Annotated in this window: 27 protein-coding genes and 1 other RNA gene; 12 read left to right on the top strand and 16 right to left on the bottom strand. The window is 63.6% G+C overall.

Features of this window, described 5'->3' with window-relative positions; all coding sequences use genetic code 11:
• Positions 1 to 147 precede the first annotated feature (147 nt).
• The 5 genes from dapD (at position 148) to ACZ5WT_RS09070 (ending at position 3858) form a co-directional block, all read left to right on the top strand.
• The gene (gene dapD, locus ACZ5WT_RS09090; RefSeq protein ID WP_464287046.1) at positions 148 to 990 is read left to right on the top strand and encodes a 2,3,4,5-tetrahydropyridine-2,6-dicarboxylate N-succinyltransferase; all 843 of its coding nucleotides are present in this window, start codon (positions 148 to 150) and stop codon (positions 988 to 990) included.
• 88 nt (positions 991 to 1078) lie between these two features.
• A complete protein-coding gene (locus tag ACZ5WT_RS09085; RefSeq protein WP_464287045.1) occupies positions 1079 to 1558 on the top strand; it encodes a DUF805 domain-containing protein in 480 nt (159 codons plus the stop codon).
• 23 nt (positions 1559 to 1581) lie between these two features.
• A complete protein-coding gene (dapE, locus tag ACZ5WT_RS09080; protein ID WP_464287044.1) occupies positions 1582 to 2742 on the top strand; it encodes a succinyl-diaminopimelate desuccinylase in 1161 nt (386 codons plus the stop codon).
• A complete protein-coding gene (locus tag ACZ5WT_RS09075; RefSeq protein WP_464287043.1) occupies positions 2739 to 3281 on the top strand; it encodes a hypothetical protein in 543 nt (180 codons plus the stop codon). Before dapE ends, ACZ5WT_RS09075 begins: the two co-directional genes overlap by 4 nt.
• Positions 3282 to 3297: 16 nt before the next feature.
• Positions 3298 to 3858, top strand: coding sequence for a hypothetical protein (locus ACZ5WT_RS09070; protein ID WP_464287042.1), 561 nt, complete (start codon positions 3298 to 3300; stop codon positions 3856 to 3858).
• Here ACZ5WT_RS09070 and truA read toward each other — a convergent pair.
• The 3 genes from truA to def form a co-directional block, all read right to left on the bottom strand.
• Positions 3855 to 4592 carry a tRNA pseudouridine(38-40) synthase TruA gene (gene truA, locus ACZ5WT_RS09065; protein WP_464287041.1) on the bottom strand — a complete coding sequence of 246 codons (738 nt, stop codon included), beginning with the start codon at positions 4590 to 4592 and terminating at the stop codon, positions 3855 to 3857. The two genes, ACZ5WT_RS09070 and truA, sit on opposite strands and share 4 nt — an antisense overlap.
• On the bottom strand, positions 4592 to 5512 hold the full coding sequence (fmt, locus tag ACZ5WT_RS09060) for a methionyl-tRNA formyltransferase (RefSeq protein ID WP_464287040.1): 921 nt from the start codon (positions 5510 to 5512) through the stop codon (positions 4592 to 4594). Before fmt ends, truA begins: the two co-directional genes overlap by 1 nt.
• Before the next feature lie 125 nt (positions 5513 to 5637).
• Positions 5638 to 6153 (bottom strand): peptide deformylase, encoded by a 516-nt coding sequence (gene def / locus ACZ5WT_RS09055; RefSeq protein ID WP_464287039.1) that lies wholly within the window; start codon positions 6151 to 6153, stop codon positions 5638 to 5640.
• Positions 6154 to 6274: 121 nt separating this feature from the next.
• On the opposite strand from def, the gene ACZ5WT_RS09050 reads away from it, so the two are divergent.
• Both ACZ5WT_RS09050 and ACZ5WT_RS09045 read left to right on the top strand, forming a co-directional pair.
• Positions 6275 to 7693: a DNA recombination protein RmuC gene (locus ACZ5WT_RS09050; protein ID WP_464287038.1), complete on the top strand. Its 1419-nt coding sequence runs from the start codon at positions 6275 to 6277 to the stop codon at positions 7691 to 7693.
• 93 nt (positions 7694 to 7786) lie between these two features.
• Positions 7787 to 8278 carry a hypothetical protein gene (locus ACZ5WT_RS09045; RefSeq protein ID WP_464287037.1) on the top strand — a complete coding sequence of 164 codons (492 nt, stop codon included), beginning with the start codon at positions 7787 to 7789 and terminating at the stop codon, positions 8276 to 8278.
• On the opposite strand, the gene recR is transcribed toward ACZ5WT_RS09045, so the two are convergent.
• The 6 genes from recR to ACZ5WT_RS09015 all read right to left on the bottom strand — a co-directional run bounded on the left by recR (position 8275) and on the right by ACZ5WT_RS09015 (position 12881).
• Positions 8275 to 8868: a recombination mediator RecR gene (gene recR, locus ACZ5WT_RS09040; protein ID WP_464287036.1), complete on the bottom strand. Its 594-nt coding sequence runs from the start codon at positions 8866 to 8868 to the stop codon at positions 8275 to 8277. The two genes, ACZ5WT_RS09045 and recR, sit on opposite strands and share 4 nt — an antisense overlap.
• 146 nt (positions 8869 to 9014) lie before the next feature.
• Positions 9015 to 9338, bottom strand: a complete 324-nt coding sequence (locus ACZ5WT_RS09035; protein WP_464287035.1) for a YbaB/EbfC family nucleoid-associated protein — start codon at positions 9336 to 9338, stop codon at positions 9015 to 9017.
• A complete protein-coding gene (locus ACZ5WT_RS09030) occupies positions 9335 to 11077 on the bottom strand; it encodes a DNA polymerase III subunit gamma/tau (protein ID WP_464287034.1) in 1743 nt (580 codons plus the stop codon). The genes ACZ5WT_RS09035 and ACZ5WT_RS09030 overlap by 4 nt, the downstream gene beginning before the upstream one ends.
• A 63-nt stretch (positions 11078 to 11140) precedes the next feature.
• An RNA gene (gene ffs, locus ACZ5WT_RS09025) (signal recognition particle sRNA small type) lies at positions 11141 to 11236 on the bottom strand.
• 52 nt (positions 11237 to 11288) lie between these two features.
• Positions 11289 to 11963 (bottom strand): class I SAM-dependent methyltransferase, encoded by a 675-nt coding sequence (locus ACZ5WT_RS09020; RefSeq protein ID WP_464287033.1) that lies wholly within the window; start codon positions 11961 to 11963, stop codon positions 11289 to 11291.
• Positions 11964 to 12017: 54 nt separating this feature from the next.
• The gene (locus tag ACZ5WT_RS09015; RefSeq protein WP_464287032.1) at positions 12018 to 12881 is read right to left on the bottom strand and encodes a DUF817 domain-containing protein; all 864 of its coding nucleotides are present in this window, start codon (positions 12879 to 12881) and stop codon (positions 12018 to 12020) included.
• Between the two features lie 98 nt (positions 12882 to 12979).
• On the opposite strand from ACZ5WT_RS09015, the gene ACZ5WT_RS09010 reads away from it, so the two are divergent.
• Positions 12980 to 13840 (top strand): LOG family protein, encoded by an 861-nt coding sequence (locus ACZ5WT_RS09010; RefSeq protein WP_464287031.1) that lies wholly within the window; start codon positions 12980 to 12982, stop codon positions 13838 to 13840.
• 120 nt (positions 13841 to 13960) lie between these two features.
• Here the strand turns inward: ACZ5WT_RS09010 and ACZ5WT_RS09005 are convergent, their stop codons facing one another.
• Positions 13961 to 14791, bottom strand: coding sequence for a prephenate dehydratase (locus ACZ5WT_RS09005; RefSeq protein ID WP_464287030.1), 831 nt, complete (start codon positions 14789 to 14791; stop codon positions 13961 to 13963).
• 260 nt (positions 14792 to 15051) lie between these two features.
• On the opposite strand from ACZ5WT_RS09005, the gene ACZ5WT_RS09000 reads away from it, so the two are divergent.
• The 3 genes from ACZ5WT_RS09000 to ACZ5WT_RS08990 all read left to right on the top strand — a co-directional run bounded on the left by ACZ5WT_RS09000 (position 15052) and on the right by ACZ5WT_RS08990 (position 17396).
• The gene (locus ACZ5WT_RS09000) at positions 15052 to 15609 is read left to right on the top strand and encodes a c-type cytochrome (RefSeq protein ID WP_464287029.1); all 558 of its coding nucleotides are present in this window, start codon (positions 15052 to 15054) and stop codon (positions 15607 to 15609) included.
• Between the two features lie 72 nt (positions 15610 to 15681).
• Positions 15682 to 16620 carry a 2-hydroxyacid dehydrogenase gene (locus ACZ5WT_RS08995; protein ID WP_464287028.1) on the top strand — a complete coding sequence of 313 codons (939 nt, stop codon included), beginning with the start codon at positions 15682 to 15684 and terminating at the stop codon, positions 16618 to 16620.
• Positions 16621 to 16715: 95 nt separating this feature from the next.
• The gene (locus tag ACZ5WT_RS08990) at positions 16716 to 17396 is read left to right on the top strand and encodes a YqaA family protein (protein ID WP_464287027.1); all 681 of its coding nucleotides are present in this window, start codon (positions 16716 to 16718) and stop codon (positions 17394 to 17396) included.
• Positions 17397 to 17405: 9 nt separating this feature from the next.
• On the opposite strand, the gene ACZ5WT_RS08985 is transcribed toward ACZ5WT_RS08990, so the two are convergent.
• A complete protein-coding gene (locus ACZ5WT_RS08985; RefSeq protein ID WP_464287026.1) occupies positions 17406 to 18335 on the bottom strand; it encodes a bifunctional helix-turn-helix transcriptional regulator/GNAT family N-acetyltransferase in 930 nt (309 codons plus the stop codon).
• Between the two features lie 56 nt (positions 18336 to 18391).
• Complete coding sequence (locus tag ACZ5WT_RS08980; protein WP_464287025.1) at positions 18392 to 19735, bottom strand: leucyl aminopeptidase family protein; 1344 nt, start codon at positions 19733 to 19735, stop codon at positions 18392 to 18394.
• Between the two features lie 141 nt (positions 19736 to 19876).
• Between ACZ5WT_RS08980 and ACZ5WT_RS08975 the strand changes: the two genes are divergently transcribed.
• On the top strand, positions 19877 to 20650 hold the full coding sequence (locus tag ACZ5WT_RS08975; RefSeq protein ID WP_464287024.1) for a tetratricopeptide repeat protein: 774 nt from the start codon (positions 19877 to 19879) through the stop codon (positions 20648 to 20650).
• A gap of 60 nt (positions 20651 to 20710) precedes the next feature.
• Here the strand turns inward: ACZ5WT_RS08975 and ACZ5WT_RS08970 are convergent, their stop codons facing one another.
• Genes ACZ5WT_RS08970 through ACZ5WT_RS08955 form a run of 4 tightly spaced genes read right to left on the bottom strand, consistent with a single transcriptional unit; the run spans position 20711 to position 25497 of the window.
• Positions 20711 to 21709, bottom strand: coding sequence for a type II secretion system F family protein (locus ACZ5WT_RS08970; protein ID WP_464287023.1), 999 nt, complete (start codon positions 21707 to 21709; stop codon positions 20711 to 20713).
• Positions 21710 to 21731: 22 nt separating this feature from the next.
• Positions 21732 to 22706, bottom strand: coding sequence for a type II secretion system F family protein (locus tag ACZ5WT_RS08965; protein WP_464287022.1), 975 nt, complete (start codon positions 22704 to 22706; stop codon positions 21732 to 21734).
• A complete protein-coding gene (locus ACZ5WT_RS08960; protein ID WP_464287021.1) occupies positions 22706 to 24193 on the bottom strand; it encodes a CpaF family protein in 1488 nt (495 codons plus the stop codon). The genes ACZ5WT_RS08965 and ACZ5WT_RS08960 overlap by 1 nt, the downstream gene beginning before the upstream one ends.
• Before the next feature lie 32 nt (positions 24194 to 24225).
• Positions 24226 to 25497 (bottom strand): AAA family ATPase, encoded by a 1272-nt coding sequence (locus tag ACZ5WT_RS08955; protein ID WP_464287020.1) that lies wholly within the window; start codon positions 25495 to 25497, stop codon positions 24226 to 24228.
• Between the last annotated feature and the right edge of the window lie 9 nt (positions 25498 to 25506).

Here is a 25506-nt window from a genome sequence, read left to right as displayed (position 1 = left end):
GGAACAATATTGTGCGCCGAAGGCAGGCGCTAGTGCGTTGAATAGCCTCAGCCAAACATTATGCGCGTGCGATTTCGGCCAGGCGGGCAATTGACACGCTCACTCGCACCGCTATGTTCCGCCTCCCCCTTCGAAGGAAATCCTGCAATGTCCTACGCCGATCTCGCCAAGACCATTGATGACGCCTTCGAGGCTCGGGCCGACATAAATTCAGGCACGCAGGGCGTGGTGCGCGAAGCGGTCAACGAAGCACTGAACCTGCTCGATAGCGGTGCCGCCCGCGTGGCCGAAAAGATCGACGGCACCTGGCAGGTCAATCAGTGGCTCAAGAAGGCCGTCCTGCTGTCGTTCCGCCTCAATGAAAACCGCCTGATCGAAGGCGCGCCCGGCGGCGCCAGCTATTGGGACAAGGTGCCAACCAAGTTTGAAGGCTGGGACGAAAGCAATTTCCGCGCGGCCGGTTTCCGCGCCGTGCCGGGCGCCGTGGTGCGCCACTCCGCCCATATCGCCAAGGGCGTCATCCTGATGCCGAGCTTCGTGAACCTTGGCGCGAGAGTCGATGAAGGTTCCATGGTCGACACCTGGGTGACCGTCGGCTCCTGCGCGCAGATCGGCAAGCATGTGCACCTGTCGGGCGGCGTGGGCATTGGCGGGGTTCTCGAACCCCTGCAGGCTGGCCCGGTGATCATCGAAGACAATTGCTTTATTGGCGCGCGCTCCGAGATCGTCGAAGGCGTGGTGGTCGGCGAGGGCTCGGTCATTTCGATGGGCGTGTTCATCACCTCCTCGACCAAGATCGTCGACCGCAATACCGGCGAAGTCCACATCGGCAAGGTGCCGCCCTATTCGGTCGTCGTGTCGGGTTCGCTCCCCGGCAAGCCGCTGCCCAACGGCAATCCCGGCCCCAATCTTTACTGCGCCGTCATCGTCAAGACGGTCGACGCGCAGACCCGCAGCAAGACCGGCATTAACGAGCTGCTGCGCGACTGAGCTGACTCTGGCGGGCCAAGGCCGATTCACCTAGGATATGCGCGCGCCGGATGGGTCCCGGCGCGTTCGATTTCCGAGGGGGAAAATCATGGACGCACTCAAAGTACTCTATACGACGACTGACGGACGACGTATCTCACGCAAGCAATGGTGGCTCGGCGTGGTCGGGGTCATCATCGCCAGCATCGTGCTGACGATGATCCTGGGCCTGGTCGGCCTGGGCGGTACATCGGGCTGGGGCCAGTTGATCGCCTACGTCATCCTGTTCTATCCGAACTGGTGCCTCGGCATCAAACGCCGCCAGGATCGCGACAAATATGCAATGGACTTCAAGATCCTGATGGGGGTTTCCGGCCTGCTGACGCTTGTGCAGGCGCTGGGTATCGGCATGACCATGACCGATATCGGCAACGGCGTGATGATGCCGGTGCCCGACATGTGGCTGTCGGTGCTGTATGGCCTGCTGGGGCTGTTCGGTATCTACATGTTGGTACAGCTCGGCTTCCTGAAGGGTACACCGGGTGCCAATAGCTATGGCCCCGACCCGCTCGGCTATGCCGCAGCCTGATTAAGACAAGGACGGGATTGCTCGTGACTGCTGTTCTGACGGACGATCCCGTCCAACTGCTCAAGGACCTCATCGCCTGCCCCTCGGTGACGCCCCATGAAATGGGCGTGCTGGATGTTGTCGAGGAAACGTTGACCCGGATCGGTTTCACCGTGACGCGGCTGCGGTTTGAGGGGGACGGGTCCTACCCGGTCGATAACCTGTTTGCGGTGCGCGGCAATGGTGGCCGGCGCCTGCTGTTTGCCGGGCATACCGATGTGGTGCCGCCGGGCGACGCTGCCTTGTGGACCTCAGACCCGTTTATCGCCCGCGAAGCGGACGGAAAGCTCTATGGCCGGGGCGCCGCGGACATGAAGTCCGGACTTGCAGCATTCCTGGCATCTGCTGGCGGATTTCTGGAGAATTCTGGCACTTTTCTTGTTGCCATCACCAATGACGAGGAAGCCGACGCGATCAACGGCACCGCCAAGCTGATGGAATGGGCCAAGAGCCAGGGACACGACTTCGATTTCGCCATTGTGGGTGAACCAAGCTCGGCCAGCCTGCTCGGCGACAGCATCAAGATCGGCCGGCGCGGATCGCTGTCGGGCGTGATCACTGTGACCGGCTCGCAGGGCCATGTCGCCTATCCCGAAAAGGCCAACAACCCGCTGCCGACCCTGGCGCGGATCGTGACGGCGCTCGATGTCGAAATCGACGGCGGCACCGAGCACTTTCCGGCCAGCAATCTCGAAGTCACCTCGATCGATGTCGGCAATGCGATTTCCAACGTCATCCCGGCGGCCGGGGTGATCCGCTTCAATATCCGCTACAACGACCTGTGGACGCCGCAGACCCTTGCGGACTGGGTGCGCGAACGGATCGCGGGGGTTGAGCATGGCGGGGCGAGCGTGGCCTTTGAGGTTGCCGGAACGCCGTCGCGCTCGTTCCTGTCGCCGCTCAGCGCCGATGTCGAGACGCTGGGCGACGCCATCGAGGCGGTGACCGGGCGTCGACCGGCGCTGTCGACCGGCGGCGGTACGTCGGATGCGCGTTTCATCGCGCAATATGGGCCGGTGGTGGAATGCGGGCTGGTGGGCCCCAGCATGCACAAAGCCGACGAGCATATCGCCGTCGCCGACCTCATCGGGTTGACCGAAATCTACCGCCAATTCATGGTCCGCTTCTTTGGAGCATCGGCATGAAGATCTGGGGCGCCCTGAGCAATGCGGTCCGCGGCTGGGTAATGATCCTGCGCGGGGAAGCCGGGTGGCGCGATCATTTCACGCTGACACTGCCGGGGCTGGTGACGGCGCTGGTCGTGCTGGCCTTCGTGGCGTTTCTGGCCGTGATGGTGACCTCAATCGGAATTGGCATGCCGGCCGCCTCGGGCGTTATCGCGGCCATCGTGGTGCTGGCGCTGCCGGTGATCTCGCTGCTGGTGACCTTTCTCGCCACGCGGCTCGCCATGGCCAGCACGGTATCGAGCTATGAGGTGATGGTGCCCGGCACCTATGCGCTGACCGCCTTCGTCGTGCTGGAAGGGATTCTGGCCCTGACCGGCGGGCCGCTGGTGATGCTGAGCTGGCTGGTGATGGCGTTCCTCATCTACCGGCTGGCGCGGGTCGCCACGGGCTGGAACATGGGCGTTTCGGCCGGATTTGCAGTTTTGACAGTGGTTCTGCTTGTCGCGGTGCGTCTGGCGCTCTACATGCTGAGCACCCCCACCGTCTCCCCCATCTGACCATCGAGACCGATCCTTGGCCAATTCGACCACCTCCTTCCTCGATGAACTCAAGGCCGCAACCCGCGGCTGCGTGGCGCTGCTCGTTGGCAATCGCCAGGCAGCGAGCCATTTTGACTTCAGCCAGCGGGGCCTTGTCAGCAGCCTGATCGCCGCAGTGATTGCCGTTGGCCTGGCGGGGTTCGGCCCCTTGCTGATCGGCGTGCCGATGCCATCGGGCGCGGCAACCGAGTCGGTTATCGTCAACGGCCTGCTGTTCGTGGTGCAGGCGCTGACCGCCTATATCGCGCTGCGCCAGATGGGCCGCCAGGATGGGTTCATCCCCTACCTCGTGGCATCCAACTGGATCACGCTGGCTTCGGCGGTGCTGCTGCTGCTCTCGACGCTGCTTGGACCGATCGGCATTGCCGTGCTGGTGCTGGTGGTGATCCTGGCGCTGACCAGCTTCATCAATATTGGCCGCTTCATCGTCACGCTGACGCCGATGCAGATTGGCCTGCTTTTCCTGTCGCAGGCGGTTGGCGTCTTCGTGGCGCTGGGCTTTATCGCCGTGCTGATCGGACCGCCCGTAGCCTAATAGTCCGCCCGCGTCAGAAAGAGACCCGATGAGGGCGCCATTGCGCCGCAGCGGCTGCGATCCCGTGCGTCGAGCGCGGCCCGGAAATCGGCCGGCGACCACTTGCCCTCGCCCACCAGCTTGAGTGAGCCGACCATCGAGCGCACCTGATGATGCAGGAAACTGCGGGCGCTGGCGGTGATGACGATGTGCTCCATCTCGCGGCGCACATCAAACACGTCGAGCGTGCGCAAAGGCGACTTGGCCTGACATTCCGACGAGCGGAAGGTGGTGAAATCGTGGAGGCCCAGGATGAGGCTCGCCGCGTAATCCATCGCGTCGGCATCGAGCTGCATGGGCACATGCCAGACGTGGTTGCGCTCCAGCACCGCCGGGGCGCGGCGGTTGAGAATGCGATATTCGTAATGCCGCGCCTTGGCCGAAAACCGCGCCTCGAAGCTGTCCTCGACCGCTTCGGCGGCAATGATGGCGACCGCATGCGGACGCAGGTGATAGTTCAGCGCCTCGCGAATGCGGAACGGGTCCCATGTCTTACCGAGATCGAAATGGGCCACCTGCCCCAGAGCATGCACGCCCGCATCGGTGCGCCCGGCCGCCTGGGTAGTGATGGTTTCGCCCGACATGGCGAGGATGGCTTCTTCGAGCGCCTGCTGCACGCTGGGGCGATCCGGCTGACGCTGCCAGCCGGAGAACGGAGTGCCGTCATATTCGATGGTGAGCTTATAGCGGGGCATCAGCCCACCATTGCCGGAAGGGTCGCTGCGCCGCGCAGGAACGTGGCGGCGTCCATGGCGCCCTTGCCTTCGCGCTGCACCTGGGTGAGGCGCACGGCGCCGGTGCCGCATGCAATGGTGAGATTGTCGAGCAGGGTGCCCGGCGCGCCCGAGCCCAAGCCGATGGTCGATCGCAGCGCCTTGATGCGCACCGGCTTGCCAGCGAGCTCAAGCTCGAACCAGGCGCCGGGAAATGGCGAGAGGCCGCGAATGTGGTTGTGAACCTCATCGGCGGGGCGCGACCAATCGATACGCGCTTCGGCCTTTTCGATCTTCTTGGCGTAGATAGCGCCCTCTTCGGGCTGCGGCGTAAAATCGAGGCTGCCGCGCTCGAGCGCCGCCAGGGCCCGGCCCATCAAGTCGGCGCCGACGCGCATCATGTCGTCATGCAACTCGCCCGCGGTCATGTCCGCCCCGATGGGAATGATCTCGCCGACGGCGACGGCGCCGGTATCGAGGCCCTCATCCATCTGCATGACCATGACACCGGTCTGGCGGTCGCCGGCCATGATGGCGCGCTGGATCGGCGCGGCGCCCCGCCAGCGTGGCAGGAGCGAACCATGCAGGTTAAGGCAGCCAAACTCTGGCGCGTCGAGCACCGGCTTGGGCAGCAGCAGGCCATAGGCCACGACCACGGCGACATCTGCCTCGTGACTGGCAAAAACGATCTGCTCGGCCTCGCCCTTGAGCGACTTGGGCGTGAAGACCGGAATGCCAAAGCCTTCAGCGGCCAGATGCACCGGCGACTTGCGCTCTTCCTGGCCACGCCCCGCGGGCTTGGGCGCACGGGTATAGACGGCAACCACCTCGTGGCCGGACGAAACGATCTCGGTCAGCGTGGGGACGGAAAAGTCCGGCGTGCCCATGAAGATGACGCGCATGTAGCAAACTCCTGGGCACGCCCTCGTGGTTCGACAGGCTCACCATGAGGGCTACTGATGGTCTACAGCGTCATCCCCACGAGGGCGGGAATGACGCTGTGTGTTGGACGTCGCGAAGGGAGGGACTAGCCGGCGGCGCGCTTGGCGGCCTTGTCGAACTTCTTGATGACCCGATCGCGCTTCAAGCGGCTGAGATAGTCGATATAGAGCACGCCATCGAGGTGATCGAGTTCATGCTGGATGCAGACGGCCAGCTTGCCCTCAGCTTCGCGCACGACTTCGTTGCCCTCGAGATCGGTGTATTTCACCGTGACGTCATTAGGGCGTTCGACCTCGTAATAAAGCTCGGGGATGGAGAGGCACCCTTCCTCGGTGACCTGCATCTGCTCGCCGAAATGGATGATCTCAGGATTGATGAGGACCATCGGGTCGGCGGGACCTTCCTCGGGTGCCACATCGATAACGACGATGCGCTTCATCACGCCTATCTGCGGCGCGGCCAAGCCGATACCCGGCGCATCATACATGGTTTCGAGCATGTCATTGGCCAGGGTCTTGATCTCGTCATCGATCTCGATGATCGGATCGGCAACGGCACGCAGGCGCGCATCTGGAATAACAAGAATGGGGCGAACGGCCATGGCAAAGTTCCGGCGGAAAGGGATTTGCCTCTCGATATGGTATTTCCGCGCGTGCGGTCAACTCTTGCCGCCCAACTCACGGAACATTTCACGAACACCCGAATCGGCGTAAGAACCAGGGATGGACACTCTTCTCTTCACGCTCGGCGATTGGCCGGTCACCCAGCAGCAGGCCCTAGTCGGCGGCGCCATCGTGGCGGCCCTGGTGGTGGTTGGACTGCTGATCGGGGCAATGCGGGCCAGCGCCGGACGCGCCGAAGCCGCCGCCCAGCAGGCGGCCGAGCAGCTGCGCAGCAATTTCGAGAGCCAGATCAGCGAGCGGGACAACCGCATCCGCGATCTCGAGGGGCAGGTTCGCCAGGTGCGTGAGCGCGGCGATGATCTGCTCGAAAGCGAGCGCGGCAAGAGCAGCGACCTTTATGCGGAACTCTCGGCGCTGCGGGCGCGCATGTCCGAACAGACCCGGCAGTCCGAAGCCAACCTGGCGCGGTTTCTCGAAGCGCGCCAGCAGATGACCGACGAGTTCAAATCCATCGCCGGGGATGTGCTGAAGAACCAGAGCGAGACCTTTACCCGGCAGAACCGTGAGCAGGTCGACGTGCTGCTCAAGCCGCTGCAGGACAAGATCGGCGAGTTCCATACCGGCCTGATCAAGGATCGGGCGACGATGGGCGAACAGATCCGCGCGCTGCTGGAAAGCAATGTGCAGATCACCACCGAGGCCAATAACCTGACGCGCGCTCTCAAGGGCAATTCGCAGACGCAGGGCGCCTGGGGCGAAATGATCCTCTCGACCATTCTCGAGAATTCAGGCCTGCGCGAGGGCGAGCAATATGTGACCCAGCAGAGCCATTCGGGCGAGAATGGCGCGCGGCTGCGCACGGACGTCGAAGTGCTGATGCCCAATGACGACCGGCTGGTCATCGACTCCAAGGTCTCGCTGACGGCCTTCGAGGCCTATACCAATTGCGAGGACGAGACGCGCGAGCAGCATCTGGCCGCCCACCTGGTCTCTGTGCGCAGCCATATCCGTACGCTGGGCGAGAAGAGCTATCAGCGCCACGCCCGCAGCAGCCTCGACTATGTGATGATGTTTGTGCCCATTGAGTCAGCATTGGCCACCGCCATACAGGCCGATGCCAAGCTGGTGGAATATGGCATGAGCCAGGGCGTGATGCTGACCACCCCAACCACGCTGATGACCGTGCTGCGCACCGTGCGCAATGTGTGGGACATCGAGAAGCGCCATCGCAATGCCGATGAAATCGCCGAACGTGCCGGCGCGCTCTACGAGAAGGTCGCGGGGTTCCTCTCGACCATGGACAAACTGGACGGGCATCTCGACAAGGCCCGGCAGAGCTTCGAGGACGCCAAGGGGCAGCTCTCGACCGGCCGCGGCAACGTGGTGCGGCAGGTGGAAATGCTGCGGGAACTGGGCGCCAAGACCAACAAGGCCCTGCCCTCGGGCTGGGATGGTGGCGTCGAGGACGGCCCGACCCTGCGCATTGTCGGCAAGGATGAGCCGGGCGACCTGGCCTAACGCGCGCACCGCCGATCACGATTGGGAAAGTGGCGAACCAGAGCGCGGCTGATGCGTTCTGTCTTCGTCATTGAGCCAGCGTGGGAGACGAAAATGGCGCAGCATCACGACAACCACGATTCCATGGTGCCGCAGAACACCAATTTCGATAATGCCGACCAGCCGGGCATTGCCCAGCCCTATAGCCAGAGCGAGATCGAGGATCTGCTCTATGGCGACGACCGCCCGGCCTCCGAGCGGCTGGCGCGGCTGCGGGCGATGCGCGAGGAAAGCGCAATCCGCGAAAGCGGCGACTGGGGCGGGCAGGACCCTGCCTCCATGCTGGAAGAGCTGGACCGCGCGATTGACGAACTCAGCGCGACCATCGCCAATGCCGAGGAAGAGAAGGATTTTTCGGGCCTCGCCACCACCTTCGACAACGATCCCGATGACCGCCTCGACACAATGGCGCCCGATGACGAAGATGCGCGCCACGCCATTACCGGGGAAGACGAAATTCTGGACGAAGAGGAAGAGGCGGCGCTGCTGGAAGAGCCCGAATGGGACGGCGGCGACGAATTCCGCACCGACCGGAACCTGAACTAGATGGTGGTGCGTGCCTTGAGGGCCTGGCTCAGCGTGCCCTCATCGAGATAATCGAGTTCGCCACCCACCGGTACGCCATGGGCGAGACGGGTCACCTTGGCGCCTGAACCGGCGAGGCGATCGGTGATGTAATGGGCCGTCGTCTGGCCCTCGACCGTGGCATTGACCGCCAGCACGATTTCCTTGAAGTCGGCAGCGCGGGCCAGCAGCGCATCGATGGAAATATCGTCGGGCCCCACGCCATCGAGCGGAGACAACACGCCGCCGAGCACATGATAGCGCACCGCACCAACCCCGGCCCGCTCCAGGGCCCAGAGATCCGCCACATCCTCGACCACGATCAGCATGCCGCTATCGCGGCGCGGATCGGCGCAGATCGAGCAGGGGCTGGCAGTATCGATATTGCCGCAGACCTCGCAAGTGCGTACGGCCACAACGGCACGATCCAGCGCCGCCGAGAGCGGGATCATCAGCTGTTCTTTTTTCTTGATCAGCTGCAGGACCGCCCGGCGGGCCGAGCGCGGCCCAAACCCCGGCAGACGCGCCAGAAGCTGGATCAATTGCTCGATTTCAGGTCCGCCGGAGGCCATTTGAACCATCTCGTTGAGAAGAAGACCCTAGCACCGCGTCATTCCCGCGAAAGCGGGAATCTCCTGTTGAGGAGCGTGTGCAGAGGGGATTCCCGCTTTCGCGGGAATGACATTGCGGGAAACAGCAGGCGTCGTGGCGGAGAGAACTAGAAAGGCAGCTTCATGCCGGGAGGCAGGGGCAGGCCGGCGGTGACTTCGGCCATGCGGCGCTGGGTTTCAGCGTCGGCCTTGGTGCGCGCATCGCGATGGGCGGCAACGATCAGGTCTTCCAGAACCTCTGCGTCATGATCCTTGAGCAGGGAGGGATCGATCTTGAGACCCTTCATCTCGCCCTTGCCAGTGAGCACGACCGACACCAGACCACCGCCGGACCGACCCTCGACTTCGAGATTGGCAAGCTCGGTCTGCATGACCTCCATCTTGTCCTTCATCTCGCTGGCGGCCTTCATCATGCCCATGATGTCTTTCATTCGTCGTCCTCTTCGGGGGGTGGCGGCGGTGCATCGTCGGTGGCGGCGGACGCGTCGTCGCGCACGCTCACGTTCACGATTTTCGCACCGGGAAATGTCTCAAGTATGGCTTTGACCAGCGGGTCATCATGCGCCGCCTGCTGGGCCTGCTGCTTGCGCTGCTCGACCTCCTGGCGGATCGTCATTCCCTCGGGGGGCTTGGTCGAAACCATGACCAGCCAGCGCTGGCCGGTCCATAGCTGCAGCCTCGCTGACAGGGTTGCGATCATGCCGGGATCGGCACCTTCGGTGAGCGCAACCTCGATCTTGCCCTGTTCGAACGAGACCGGGCGCATCTGGCCTTCCAGCGCCAGCTTGAGCAGCACGTCGCGCTTGGCCTGGGCGAGCGCGATCAGCTCCTTGTAACTGGCGATGGTGGAGAGCGCCGGCTTGATTTCGGCCGTCGGCTGGGGGGCAACCGCAGAGACCGGCATCGCCCGCGGGGCCTCGACCACGCGCATGGCGGACGCAGCGCCACCGCCGCCGGGGCGGCCGGGAGGGACCGGAGCAAAGGTCTGCATGGCCGGCGCCGGGGCGGGCTGATTGGCCAGCCGCGCGATCAGGTCGTCGGGGCTGGGCAGATCGGCGGCATAGGCCAGCCGGATCAGCGCCATTTCAGCGGCCTGCAGGCCATTGCTGGCGCGGGCCACTTCGTCATAGCCCTTGAAGAGGATCTGCCAGGCGCGGGTCAGCGCCCGCATCGGCAGCTTGCCGGCCAGTTCGGCCCCGCGATTGCGCTCGTCGGGCGTGAGCGAGACATCGTCGGAGGCGGCCGGGACAACCTTGATGCGCGTCACCAGATGGGTGAAATCGGCAAGGTCTGCGACCAGGGTCTGCGGATCGGCGCCCATGTCATAGAGCGCGCGGAACGTCTCGATGGCGTCGCCGATACGGCCGCCCATCAGTTCCTCGAAGAGGTCGATGATGCGAGCGCGATCGCCCAGGCCGAGCATGGCCTTGACCGTGGCGGCGGTGACCGTGCCGTTGCCGTGGGCAATGGCCTGATCGAGCAGGGAGAGGTTATCGCGCGCCGAACCTTCACCGGCACGGACGATCATCGCCAGCGCCTCGGGCTCGAAGGCGATGCCTTCCTGGCCCAGGATCGATTCGAGATAGGCCGTCATGATCTCGGGCGTGATGCGGCGCAGGTCGAAGCGCATGCAGCGGCTGAGGATCGTCACCGGAACCTTGCGGATTTCGGTGGTGGCGAAGATGAACTTCACATACGGGGGCGGCTCTTCGAGCGTCTTGAGCAGGCCGTTGAAGGCCGCCGTCGAGAGCATGTGCACTTCGTCGATGACGTAAACTTTGTAGGGCGCCGACGAGGGCGCGTATTTCACCGAGTCGATGATCTCGCGGATGTCGTTGATGCCGGTATTGGAGGCGGCGTCCATCTCGATGACGTCGACATGGCGGCCCTCGATAATGGCGCGGCAATGCTCGCCTTCGACGCTCAGGTCGAGCGTGGGATGGGGGCCGCTGGCATCTTCATAGTTGAAGGCGCGCGCCAGGATACGGGCGGTCGTGGTCTTGCCGACGCCGCGCACCCCGGTGAGGATGAAAGCATGGTGGATGCGGTTCTGCGCGAAGGCATTGCCCAGCGTCTGCACCATGGCATCCTGGCCGACCAGGGTGGTAAAATCACGCGGACGGTATTTGCGGGCGAGTACGAGATAGGGCGAGGTCGTAGCGTCAGCCATCAAGCCCTTCCAATCGTGCCTTGCGTGGGAATCTGCCTAGAGCCATGGCTCATCATAAGCTGAAGTAGGAGGCTGGCAACGACCCGTGAAGGTCTCGTTGGGGCTGCTTCCTTCCGGACCTGACCCGGTTGGCGAGGAACACGTCCGCGCCAACCTCCCGTGCGCTATATGCGAATAAATCGAGGCAAAGGCAAGACCCGGTTACTGCGCACTATACCGCGTAGGCCACCCAGCCCCGGAAGCTGAGGGCGTGATAGAACTGCGCGACCCCATCGAAGCCGGCTTCGCGCAACAGAGCTTCCTCTTCCTCGGGGGCGAGAATTGCCAGTTTTGTGCCGATCGCCTGCCGGGAAGTTGCCAGCTGATCATGCGGCGTACCATCGGCCGCCCCATAGGCAACGTGCCGGGCAATCCATGTCGAGCGCTCGGGCTCGGTCTGTGGAAAGCTGATATGGGCGAGAACGAAAGGCGCGCCGGGCCGGAGGCGGCGATGGATCTGCCGCAGCGTTTCGAAGCGCTGCTCGCGCGGCACGAAGTGGAAGGTGAGCAGGCTGGTCGCGCCATCGAAGGGGCCTTCGGGGGCGGCGTCGATATAGCCCTCATGCAGCTGCACGCGATCCACCAGGGCCCCGAGGGTTTGCCGGGCCAGCTCCAGCATCGCGGCCGAGGGATCAATGCCATCAAAGGTCCAGGCGGGACGGGCCTCGGCAAAGGCCTTCAGCTCCAGCCCGCCGCCGGCGCCCAGCACCAGCACGCGGCCTGCCGGGGGCATGCGCTCGGACAGCAGCTGCGTCGTCATGCGGTGCAGGTCGAAATAGCCCGGCACCTGCAGCGGAGCCCGATCGGTGTAGGAGGCCGAGGCCGATCCAGCAAAATGCGATGCCATGCGCGGGGCTCCCCATCAACTCACGTAACCTATATTGTTACATATGTCGCAAGGTCAAGCTGCGGGGTCAGCGTTGTCATAGGGTTTGGGTGGATGGACCAGCGTCACCAGCACCACCGAAATCAGCATCAGCAGATACCACGAGCCCAGCTTGCTCCAACTGACCATGGCCCAGCCATCGGCCTGGTTGGGGTAGATCCAGGCGCGCGACCAGGTGCCGATATTCTCGGCGATCCAGATGAACAGCGCGACCAGCAGGAAGGCCAGCAGCATGGGCATGCGATGGCGGAAGCGGAACACGCGATAATGCATGGAGCTGCGCCAATAGAGCACGATCACCGCTGCAAACAGCAGCCAGCGGAAATCGTAGATGAAATGGTGGCTGAAGAAATTGACGTAGATGGCCAAGGCCAGCAGCGCCGTGGCCCAGACCGGCGGATAGTGCGCGAAACGGATATCGAAAATGCGCTGGATGCGCGCCATGTAGGAGCCGACGCAGGCATACATGAAGCCGGAAAACAGCGGCACGCCGCCAATGCGGAACAGCGCCTCTTCGGGGTAGATCCATGACCCTGCCGCCGTCTTGAACAGCTCCATACCGGTGCCGACAATGTGGAAGATGAGGATCACCTTGGCTTCGCTCAGCGTTTCGAGCTTGAAAGCCAGCATGCCGATCTGGATGAAAAGGGCGGCGAGGAACCAGAAGTCGTAGCGGGCAAGCCCGATTTCGGGCCACCACAGCCGGGTGACGAGGATCATGGCCAGCATCAGCCCGCCGAACAGGCACGCCCAGGCTTGCTTGAGGCCAAAGACCAGAAACTCGACGAGACCATCGGCAAAGCGCCCGCGCGGCAGACGCGCCAGCACCGCATGGGCCGCAGCATCGATGCGCGCTTCCAAACTCGTGAACTGGTTCAAGCGCCCTGCCCTTGCTCGGCTGCCCCGTGGTGGATATGCCCTATGGAGGGTTTCGGAATCAAGGCAATGCGCCGGTCCGACTTGAAGGAGAAGCCGGCATGGCCAGACGTCGTCCCACTTCACTGCGCACTTCGGTTGAGGACGTCGCCGCGTCCAAACGGGCGCCCCAGACTCCGCAGACCCAGTCGGCGGCCTTCCGCCTGGCCTTTGCCGACGACGAGTTCATGACGTCGGAAGATACGCGCGGCGTCCGCTTTCAGCTCGAATACCTCAAGCCCGAATTCCGGCTGCGCGAGCGCGGCATCAACTCGACGGTCGTGCTGTTTGGCGGCGCGCGCATTCCCGCGCCGGGCCAGCCGGCCTGGGCGGCCAAGAACGAAACCCAGAAGCGCAATCTCGAGCGCGCCTCGGTCTATTACGAGGAAGCTCGGCGCTTTGCCCAGCTGGCCTCGTTCACCTCCAAGACCCTCGACTACAAGGATTTCGTGGTGGTGACGGGCGGCGGCCCCGGCGTGATGGAAGCGGGCAATCGCGGCGCCGCCGATGTCGGTGCGCCCTCGATCGGGCTCAACATCGTGCTGCCGCACGAGCAGGCGCCCAACCTGTATGTGACGCCTGAGCTCAGCTTCAACTTCCACTATTTCGCGACGCGCAAGATCCACTTCCTGATGCGCGCCAAGGCCGTGGCGATTTTCCCCGGCGGCTTCGGCACGATGGACGAGTTCTTCGAGGCGCTGACGCTGATCCAGACCGGGCGCATGGAAAAGGTGCCGCTGCTGCTGTTCGGCGCGGACTTCTGGGGCAAGGTCATCAATTTCGAAGCGCTGGCCGAAGCGGGCACCATCGCGCCCGAGGACACCAAGCTGTTCAACGTGGTCGACAGCGCCGAAGCGGGCTGGGACATCGTGCGCAAGTTCTATGACCTGCCCGAGATCGATGAGGTTTTGCGGGGGGATTGAGCCTCCCCCAACACGCAGGCTCTGCCCGCGGACCATTTTCAATGCAGCACAATCTACGAGGGGCCCACGGATCTAGTCCGTGGGCAGCGGCGGTGGTGAGGCAGGCGTCCTGCCAGAGGCCTAGTTCGCCTCGGAGGCCGGGTAGACGCCCAGGATGCGGAAGTGGTCGGTGAAGAAGCCGAGTTCTTCGAAAGCCAGTTTCACGCTGGTGTCGGAGGGATGGCCCTCGATATCGGCGTAGAACTGGGTGGCGGTGAAGGCGCCGCCGACCATGTAGCTTTCCAGCTTGGTCATGTTGACGCCATTGGTGGCAAAGCCGCCCATGGCCTTGTAGAGCGCGGCGGGCACGTTGCGCACGCGGAAGACAAAGGTGGTCTTGACCTTGCCATTACCGGCAGCGGCTTCCTGCTTGTCGCGCGACAGCACGAGGAACCGGGTCGTATTGTGGTCGGCATCCTCGATATTGGAGGCCAGCACGTTGAGGCCGTAGATCTCGGCGGCAAAGCGCGACGCAATGGCGGCAACCGACTTGTCGCCCTTTTGCGCGATTTCGCGGGCCGAGCCGGCGGTATCGACGGCATTGATGGTGCGGAAGCCGTTATCCGTGATGAATTTGCGGCACTGGCCGAGGGCCACCGAGAGCGACTGCACGGCCTTGACGTCTTCCAGCGTCGCGCCGGGCACGCCCAGCAGGTTCATTTCGACGCGCAGGAAGGTCTCGCCGATGATGAAGAGACCGCTTTCGGGCAGCAGGTGGTGAATATCGGTGATGCGGCCATAGAGCGAATTTTCGACCGGAACGACGGCAAAATCGGCGCGGCCGGACTGCACGGCCGCAATGGTCTCCTCAAAGGTGACGCAGCCAATCGCTTCCTCGCCGGGAAATACATTGGTGGCGGCGGCATGGCTGAAGGCGCCGGGCTCGCCCTGGAAAGCGATCTTTCTGGTCATTTGTGAGGTCCGTTCATGGTGGGCGCATGGCTTTTGAACCCGGGCGCAGCCGGAGTCAATTCGAGCGCGACAAGCGTTCAGGGCGCGCAAGTGGTGGGGAAATGTCGCAGGTCGGCTTTGGATGGTTGCACCAGTCAAGCCTAGGTACTATCTTCCGCGCGCGTCGAGCCCCCCGCCCAACGTGATTTTCCGCTTGGGATATCGCAAGTTGCGACGGGTTCGGCTAACGTCCTCAGGGGATGGACCGGCAGAGAGACCAAATGAATTCGTTCGAGCTAAACAAGATCATGGGCGCCGTGCTGGGCACGTTGTTGTTCATCATGGGCGTAGGCTTAGTTGCCGAGGCCGTTTATCACCCCGTCGAGGGCAAGGGGCCGGGCTACGATCTGCCCGAACCTGCTCCGGCAACCGGCGCCACCACCGAAGTCGCTGCTGCTGAGCCGGCCGTGTCGATCGGCGTTCTGCTGGCCGCCGCCAACCCGGAGCGCGGCGCTGCTGCCGTCAAGAAGTGCCAGGCCTGCCACAATTTCGGCGAGGGCGAGCCCAACAAGTCGGGTCCGCATCTTTATGACGTCGTTGGCCGTGCTGAAGGTTCGGTTTCCGATTTCAGCTACTCGGACGCGATGAAGGCCCATAATGCCGCTGGCGACACCTGGACCTACGAAAACCTCGATCACTTCCTGACCAAGCCGAGCGACTATGCTCCGGGCACGAAGATGGCCTTCGCGGGTATCAAGACCGCCGAGGAACGCGCTGACATCCTGGCTTACCTGCAGACGCTGTCTGCTTCGCCGGTACCGTTCCCCGCAGCCGAATAATCGCGCCAGACGCGAAAATGAACATAAGCCGCGCCCGGCAAAGGCGCGGCTTTTTTCTTGAGGAGAATTCCGTTGCTGCTGCTGCATCTGACCGACATGAACGAAAACAGCTGGGCCCAGAAGCTGCGCGCGGCGCTGGCGCCCTATCCCGTCGTGCAGCGCGGCGACGATTATGACCCCGCCGATATCCGCTATGTCTATGTGTGGAAGCCCAAGGCGAACGCGTTCGACGGGCTGACCGGGCTCAAGGCGGTGCTGTCGCTGGGCGCGGGCGTCGATGCCCTGATGAAGCATCCGCACCTGCCCGACGTGCCGATCGTGCGCTATGTCGACGAAGATCTCAGCCAGCGCATGAGCGACTATGTGGTTGCCCATGTGTCGATGCATCACCGGCTCTATACGCGCTTCCGCGCCGACCAGAAGGCCAAGCGCTGGAGCCAGTTCTATCCGCCCTCAGCCGGAGAAACCTCGGTGGGCATCATGGGCATGGGCGTGCTCGGGCAGGACGCGGCGCGGCGCCTGCTGCCGCTGGGCTTTACCCTGCGCAGCTGGAGCCGCAGCCCGAAATCCATCGAGGGGGTGGAGAGCTTTGTCGGCAACGAAACGCTCGACGCTTTCCTCGCCGGCACCGATATCCTGGTCAACCTGCTGCCGCTGACGGCCGAAACCGCCGGCATTCTCAACTATGAGACCTTCGGCAAGCTGCGCCGCGGCAAGCTCAATGGCGGGCCGGTGATCGTCAACGCGGCGCGGGGCGGGCATCAGCGCGAGGCCGATATCGTGCGGGCGCTGGCCGATGGCACGCTGGGGGCGGCGAGCCTCGACGTATTCGAAGTCGAGCCCCTGCCCCAGACCAGCCCGCTCTGGGATATCGAGAACTGCTATATCACGCCCCATGTAGCGGCGATCTCCAATGAAACGTCCGGCGTGCGGTACTTTTCCGAGATCATCCGGTCATATGAAGCGGGTAAGCCACTGATCAACGTTGTAGATCGCAACCGGGGATACTGACGCGATCGTTATTCCGGGGCGAGCCAGACTATGTAATGTGTTAACCGTGACGCCATTTGATGGTGTCACGGAACACAAGAAGCGCCCGGGGCCGCATGACCGACAGCACAGCTAACACCGCCAAGCCGAAATTTTATGACCGGCTGAAGCAGGCGACCCAGCACAGGCTGGCTGAACCCATATTGGCTCTGCTGTGCTTCCTTGAAGCGATGATCCTGCCGATCTTTCCCGAGATCATGCTGGCCCCGATGATCGTGGCGGATCGCCGCCGCGCCTGGCGGCTGGCCGCGATCTGCACGGTATCCTCGGTGGTTGGCGGGCTGGCCGGCTATGCGATCGGCTATTACCTGTTCGACACCATCGGGCGCGCCATCATCGACTTCTACGGCGCAGGCGACGGCTTTGCCTCGCTGACCCAGAGCTTCAACGAGAACGGCCCGCTGATGATCATCATCGGCGCCATCTCGCCCATCCCCTACAAGGTGATCACCATCACCAGCGGCGTGGCGGGGCTGGACCTGTTCACCTTCATCTTCTACGGCCTGATCGGGCGCGGACTGCGCTATTTCGTGCCGTGCGGCCTGTTCTATTTCTTCGGCCCGGCGGCAAGCGCCTTCATCGAGAAGCACAAAGCCCTGGCGGGCTGGGCCATGCTGGCGCTGGTGGTGGTCGGATTTGCCATGGCGCCGCTGCTGTTCCCCAAGAACGGCGCCGAAGTGCAGGAAGTGGTCAGCGTGGTCGAGCAGGTCGTGCCCGAGGAATTCATTCCGCAATAGGCGCGGCGGCTACAGCTCCAAGGCCCAGTACTGACCATTGAGATCGGCGCCAAAGGAGTGGTGCCGCTCTTCGCGCACCAGCTGGAATCCCGCGGCCTGATAGATGCGGCGCGCGGAGGTCAGGCAATCCTGCGTCCACAGGATGATGCGGCGATAGCCGGCGTCACGCGAGAAGCGGACGGCCTCATCGACGAGGCGCTTGCCCAGCCCCTGCCCCCGGAATGCCGGCTCGACATAGAGCATGCGCAATTGCGCCGTGCCCTGCTCCTCCCCGACGGCGGGCAGGATGAAGACCGATCCGGCAACCTCCCCGCCCTGCTCGGCAACCCATAACGCCTTGCCCGGGCTGGCCGGCGCGGCCTCGAACTCGGCATAGATGGTGGTGATCAGGGTTTCGAACTCGCCGTTCCAGCCCTGTTCGAGATTGTAGAGCAGGGCCTGGCGATGGATGAGCCAGCCGATCTCGCCGATCCGGCTTGGCCTCAGAACCAGCGGATCGTCGCCGGGCTCACCGAGCAGCGACAGGATGCGGCGCATGGCGCCAACCAGATCGCGCCGCCCGAACTCGTCCAGCGGCTCGAGCAGGCTGTCGGCGGCGGCCGCGTCACTCGCGGCGTTGAAGCGGCGATAGACTTCGTCGCCCTGAGGCGTGAGCGCCAGCGGAGACGAGCGCTTGTCACCGGCCTGCGGCAGCACGGCCACCACGCCCTGATCGACCAGCCGCAGCACCAGTCGGCTCATCTGGCCGCGGTCCATATCGAGGCCCCCGGCAATGACCGACGCGCTGGCGCTGCCGCGCTTGCCCAGTTCGTAGATGACGCGGGCCTCGGCCAGGCTATGCGGGCTCTGGTGCATGCCCTCTTCGAGCAGTCCGATTATCTTGGTGTAGAAGCGATTGAAGGCACGAATCTGGGCAATGTCGTTGGCGCGCAAGGACATGGCAGGCTCCAGTGGTTGATTGTTGACACAATCAACCACTTAGTTGTCAAAGTCAACTATTCGTAACGCTGCTTCAGGACGCCATAGACGGCGCGAATGCCCTGATCGGTGCCGCCCTGCGAGCGGCCGGCGCGTGCCTCGGGGGCCCAGCCATAGATATCGAGATGCACCCAGGCGGCAGCATTGCTGACGAAGCGGCGCAGGAACAGGGCGGCGGTAACCGAACCCGCAAAGGCGCTGCTGCTGGCATTGTTTACGTCGGCGACCTTGGAATTCATCATCGCGTCATAGGGCGACCAGAGCGGCATCTGCCACAGCGGATCGTCGCTGGCGGCGCCTGCCTGCATCAGGGCGCGCGCCAGGGCATCGTCGGTGCTGTAGAGCGGCGGCAGCTCAGGGCCGAGCGCCGTGCGGGCCGCCCCAGTGAGGGTTGCCATGTCGATGAGGATTTCCGGGCTTTCCTCATCGGCCAGCGCCAGGGCATCAGCAAGGATCAGCCGCCCCTCGGCATCGGTATTGCCGATTTCGACCGTCAGGCCCTTGCGGGATTTGAGGATATCGCTGGGGCGGAAGGCGCTGCCGGAAATAGCATTCTCGACAATCGGCACGAGCACGCGCAGGCGCACCCGCAGCTTGGCGGCGACGATGGCATGAGCCAGGCCCAGTACGTTGGCCGCGCCGCCCATATCCTTTTTCATCAGCAGCATGCCGCTGGCCGGCTTGATATCGAGGCCGCCGGTATCGAAGGTGACGCCCTTGCCCACCAGCGTCACCTTGGGATCGGCCGGATTGCCCCAACTCAGATCGACCAGGCGAGGCGCTTCGGCGCTGCCGCGACCGACGGCGTGGATCATCGGGAAATTGGCCGCGAGGTCATCGCCCGTGGTGACCGTGATGGCCATGTTGCGCGCCGCGGCAAAGGCGCGGATTTCGGCTTCAAGCGCATCGGGGCCCAGATCATTGGGCGGGGTATTGATAAGGTCGCGGGCCAGGGTTGCCGCCTCGACCTGCCGCTCGACTTCACCGGCATCGGCCTCTGTCGGCATGACCAGCTGCGGTGCAGGCTTGCCATCGCGGTAGCGGTCGAAGCGATAGGCGCCAAGGCGGAAACCGATGGCCGCCATTGTGGCATCGCCGAAGGCGCCCTGCAGCGCATAAGTGCCAGCGCCGAGCGCCGCACCGGCGAGACCGATGACGAGGGCCGGACGATCCCCTTTGGCGCCCATGCCGAAGAGGTAACCCATGACTGCGCCATCGGCACCTGGCAGCGGCAGCAGGCGCCCGCGCTGGCCGGCAAAGCCATTGGCGCTGGCCCAGGCCAGATGCGTGGCGCTCAGCGAAGCGGCATCAAGACCGCCTTCTTCAACGCAGATCAGGGGAATGCTGCCAGCCTCGGCCATGGGAAACTCCGCTCGATATTTGCCTTGGTTGTAGCGAGGCGCGGGCCCGGCGGCAACGACCGGAAATGGCGCCTTAACGGGCTGTTAGGGTTAATGATTTATTGAAGGGGCACGGTACCGACTGGACCGAGGAGTTCACCCGTGACGTCGCTGGACAGCCTTTATAGACCCCTGCGCACATTGTTGCTTGCCGGTGTGGCTGTGGTGGCGATCAGTGCCTGCGCATCGAACCGGGGAAGCATCGGGGCAAGCACCGATTATTCGGGCATGCCGGCGGGCCAGAGCCAGCAGACGCTGGGCGATCTGACCGCCCGCTACAAGTCCAACCCCAAGGATAAGGCCGTCGCCATCCACTATGCCGCGGCCCTGCGCGCCGTGGGGCAGAGCAAGCAGGCGATTGCGGTCCTCGAAATCAGCATGAGCCAATATCCGGGCGACGTGGACATTTCCGTCGCCTATGCCAAGGCGCTGACCGCCGATGGCCGGTTCGAGCAGTCGCTGCAGGTGCTGGACAATGTGATCCGCCCCGAAGCGCCGGACTGGAATGCACTGCTGGTCAAGGGCGCCACGCTCGATCAGATCGGCCGCAACCAGGAAGCGCGCGTGCTCTATACCCAGGCCGAAGTCTATGCGCCGGGCGAAGCCTCGATCGCGGCCAATCTGGGCCTGTCCTATGCAATGACCAACGAATTGCCGGCCGCCGAGCAGCATTTGCGCCGTGCGGTGCAGATGCGCGGCGCCAACAGCCGGATCCGCCAGAACCTGGCGCTGATCGTGGGCCTGCAGGGGCGGTTCGAGGAAAGCCGGGCCATCTACGCCGCCGAACTGCCCCCCGAACAGGTCGAAAGCAACATGGCTTACGTGCGGGCCCTGCTGACCCAGCAGAACCGCTGGGACGTCATCGCCAAGAGCTAGGCGACTTCCTTTTCGCAAAAGTAGGGGATGCCCGCCTGCGCGGTGACGCGCGGGTGTGCGCTAGCCGCCGGCTACGGGCCCGCTGAAGACCTTGATCATGGCGGGGGCCATGATGACGATGAACAGCACCGGCAGGAAGAACAGGATCAACGGCACGGTGAGCTTGGGCGGCAGCGAGGCGGCCTTTTTCTCGGCGTCCATCATCCGCATTTCACGGCCTTCTTCCGCCATCACGCGCAGCGCCTGACCCACCGAGGTGCCGTAGCGGTCGGCCTGGATCAGGGCGGTCATCACCGACTTGACGCCATCGAGCCCGGTGCGGCGGCCGAGGTTTTCGTAGGCGCGGCCGCGATCTTCGAGAAAGGCCAGTTCGGCCGTGGTCAGCGTCAGTTCCTCGGCGAGCTCGACGCTCTGGGCGCCGATTTCGCGCGCGACGCGCTTGAAGGCGTGTTCCATGGACATGCCGGCTTCAACGCAGAGCAGCAGCAGGTCGAGGCAGTCGGGCCAGGCTTTCTTGATCGAAGCCTGCCGCTTGGTCGTGGTGTTCTTGAGCAGAACGTTGGGCAGATAGACACCCACTATGGCCGCGCCGATGGCATAAACGAAATTGAGGTAGAGGGGCCGGTCGCCGGGCGCCAGGATGATCGTGTACATCCCCACCACCGCGAAGACGATGAACGGCGTGACGAAGCGCATGAACAGGAAGGTGGTCAGGTGCCCCTGCCCGCGATAGCCGGCCATGGCCAGCTTGTCGACGGTGGCATCGTCCTGAAACGCCTTCTTGAGGTCGAAGCGCTCCACCACATTCTTCATGTAGGTCTTGGTTTCGCCATTGCGCCGGATGCCGCGCGCCACCGTCGAGTTGCCGACGCCGCGCAGGCGAGCCATTTCTTCGGCGCGCATCTTCTCGCGTTCGAGGGCGACGCGCCGGATACGGTCCTTCATCTCCGAGCGGACGATGAAGCTGGAGCCGAAGGTGAACACCACGGCAGCTGCGGAAATGGCGGCGAGAACCGAAATCAGGAATTCCCGCTGGGTCAACATTTCGATGATGTTCATGCCGACGCTCCCCTGTCCCCGCTCAGTATTCGAACTGGATCATGCGGTTCATGACGAAAATGCCCGCCGACAGCATGATAAAGCCGACGCCGAGCCAGATATTGCCGATCAGGGTGGTGAAAAGCGGCGCCAGATAGGCTGGCGAGACCAGGCTGACCAGCGTGCCGACCACAAAGGGGAGCGAGCCGATGATACCCGCCGAAGCCTTGGCTTCGGACGACATGGCCTTGATCTTCTGCTTCATCTTCTTGCGGTTGCGCAGCACCTTGGCGAGGTTCCCCAGCGCCTCGCTGAGATTGCCGCCGGCCTGCTGCTGCACGGTGATGACGACGACGAAAAAATTGACCTCGGGCAACGGCACGCGATCAAGCAGCACGGTGACGGCCTCGGTCATCGACATGCCGAAGGACTGCTGGTCGAGCACCCGGCCGAATTCGGATTTCACGGGCTCCTTGGCGTCCTTGGCGACGACCCGCATGGAATCGTTGAGCGGCAGACCGGTCTTGACGCCGCGCACAATGGCTTCCACCGCGTTGGGCAGTTCGTCGAGAAACAGGCTCTGGTACTTCTTGCGCTTGTTGTTGACGTACATGCGCGGCAGCAGATAGGCGGCCGCCACTGCAAAAACCGGCGCGAGGTAGATCGGCACCTGCACCAACACAAGCAGCACGAACACGCCGATTCCGAAAATGATGCTGTTGCGGATGAACTGGGGCGCCTTGATCGTCATGCCCGCCTGGAACAGCAATTGCGACAGGCGAATGCGCTTTTTGGCGTTGAGCGCGTCCGTTTGCGACTTCAGCGCCTGCTGCACTGTCTTGCGGCGATCATCGCGCGTGCGCGCGGCATTGGTTTCCAGGCGGTTGGAGCGGATGTCACCCTGCAGGGCCTTGCGGCGCTTGTCGGCCCGGCCACTGCCCAACGCGTTGGGCACCAGCGCCAAGCCGGCGGCGCCGACGGCAAACATGGTCAGGATGACAAGCAGGATGGTGTTCATCACGAATCCAACAGATCGCGCTGTTCAGTATTGGACTTTTCGAGCGCCTCGACGAGGTTGGCTTCCTCATTGAAATAGCGGGCGCGCTCGGAAAACTGCGGCTTGGTTATGCCGGTGGAGCGATGGCGTCCGATGAGCATGCCACCCGCGTCTTCCCCGAGAATGTCGTAGAGGAAGATGTCCTGGGTGACGATGACATCGCCTTCCATGCCCAGGATTTCGGTGATGTGGGTGATGCGTCGCGAGCCGTCGCGCAGACGAGCGGCCTGCACGATGACGTCGATCGACGAGGTGATCATCTCGCGGATGGTGCGGCTGGGCAGGCTATAGCCGCCCATGGTGATCATGGATTCAAGGCGGCTGAGCGCTTCGCGAGGGCTGTTGGCGTGCAGCGTGCCCATCGAGCCGTCGTGACCGGTATTCATGGCCTGGAGCAGGTCGAAGCTCTCGGGGCCACGCACTTCGCCGACGATGATGCGTTCGGGGCGCATACGCAGGCAGTTCTTGATGAGATCACGCATGGTGATCTCGCCCTCGCCTTCGAGGTTCGGCGGACGGGTTTCAAGGCGCACCACGTGCGGCTGCTGCAGCTGCAATTCGGCCGAGTCTTCGCAGGTGATGACGCGCTCGTCCTTCTCGATGAACGCGGTGAGGCAATTGAGCAGGGTGGTCTTGCCCGAACCGGTACCCCCCGAGATCAGCACGTTGGCGCGCACACGGCCCAGAATGCGCAGCACTTCGGCGCCTTCGGGCGAAATGGAATTGTATTTGACCAGCTGCTGAAGGGTCAGCTTGTCCTTCTTGAACTTACGAATGGTCAGCGCGGCGCCGTCGATGGCCAGCGGCGGGGCAATGACGTTCACGCGCGAACCATCAGGCAGGCGCGCGTCGCAGATGGGGCTGGATTCGTCGACCCGGCGGCCGACCTGGCTCACGATGCGCTGGCAGACGTTCATCAGATGCGCATCGTCACGGAAGCGCACATTGGTCAGGCGCACCTTGCCGGCGACTTCGATGTAGCAACGCTGGGAGCCGTTGACCATGATGTCAGCGATGTCGTCGCGCGCCAGCAGCGGCTCGAGCGGACCGTAGCCCAGCACGTCGTTGCAGATGTCCTCAAGCAGGTCTTCCTGCTCGGAAATGGACATGATGATGGACTTGAGCGCGATGATCTCGGCGACGATGTCGCGAATTTCCTCGCGCGCCGCGTCCTGGTCCATGGTCGCAAGCTGGCTGAGATCGATCGAGTCGATCAGCGCGTTGAAGATGGCCGACTTGGTGTGGAAATACTCCTTGTCGCGCGCCGCATCGATGGGCGCGCGCACATCAACCACGTCCTCGTTGCGCACGCGGGCGGACGTTGCCTCGCTATCGCTGGGGCGGCGCGGTGGGGACACTTCGGCACGCGGCGCGGCGCTGGGAATCGGACGCGCGACTTCGCCGACGCCCGGTGTATTGCCGCCAAAACTTGTACGCTTGCCAAACATTGTCGTCCTACCGTTCTAGTGAGCCGTGGCCCTCACGCCCGCTTCTTGAGGAACGAGGGCAGGCGCATGAGGCTCGATGACTTGCCCCCGGCATGCGTCGCCTGCCGCCCCATCACATGCATGCCGATGGCGTTGTAGACGTCGTTGATTTTGTTGTTGGCCGCGATCTCCGCGATCATCTGGCCATTGTTGGCCGCCGTGCCGAACAGAGCTGCGTCAAATGGAATATGGCCCACCAGCGGGCAATCGACCGAACTTGCGAACTCGCTGGAGCTGATCTCGGGGCGGCGCGGCATGCCCACCTTGTTGAGTACCAGGCACGGCGCCTTTTCGGTCGGGCGCAGTGCCCGGATCGTGTCGGCGAGGTTCTTGGCATTGCGCAGGCTGGCCAGATCGGGCTCGGCCACGATGACCACCTCGTCCACGGTTGCCAGCGTGTGGCGTATCCAGGCGTTCCAGGCATGCGGAATGTCGAGCACCACGACAGGCATGGTGTTCTGGCACAGCTCGAGGATCTGCTCGAATTCGCGCTCTTCGAAATCGAAGGTGCGATCGAGCGTGACCGGCGCGGTCAGCAGGCTGATGTGGTTGGCGGCCTTGCTCATCAGGCGATCCAGCATGGTCTGGTCGACCTTCTGGTTGGCGCTCAGGGCATCGGCCAGGCCATGCGGCGGATCCTGATTGAAATTGAGCCCGGCGGTGCCAAAGGCCAGGTCCATATCGAGGATCAGGCTATCCTGGCGCAGGCTCGTGGCGATGGCCCAGGAGACGTTGTGCGCGACGGTCGACCCGCCGGCGCCACCTTTGGCCGAAACGAACCCCACCGTCCGGCCGATGGGCGCGGCGTTTTCGGCGGCGAACAGGTCGGTAATGGCGGTGACGATCTGCTGGGCCGTGGCCGGCAGCACGATATATTCGGAAATGCCCGAGCGGATCAGCTCGCGATAGAGCAGCACGTCGTTGACATGGCCGAGCACGACGACCCGTGTGGAGGCGTCGCACACTTCCGCCAGGCGGCCAAGCGCGTGGGAAATTTCCTCGGGCGGGAGCGTCGTCTCGACGATGATGAGGTTGGGCGTCGGGTTCGCCTTGTAGGTCTCGACTGCGCCGTCGATCCCGCCATTGTGGGTGGTCAGGGCAACCTTGGACATGCGCCGGTCGTGGATCGCGCTTTCCACCAGCTGGGCCGTCTGGGAATGCTCGCAGAAGGCCTGGATGGTGATGCGCGGAATAAGGCGCGCGCCCGGGGCGATCTCGGCGGCCGGCTCTTCGGCCCGCTTGGGTTCAGATGACAGGAAACTCATAACCATTCT

It is taken from the genome of Devosia sp. T2-14, from assembly GCF_055397495.1.
The sequence above is the reverse complement of the archived record's forward strand: the minus strand, read 5'-3'. Positions and strand labels throughout refer to the sequence as shown.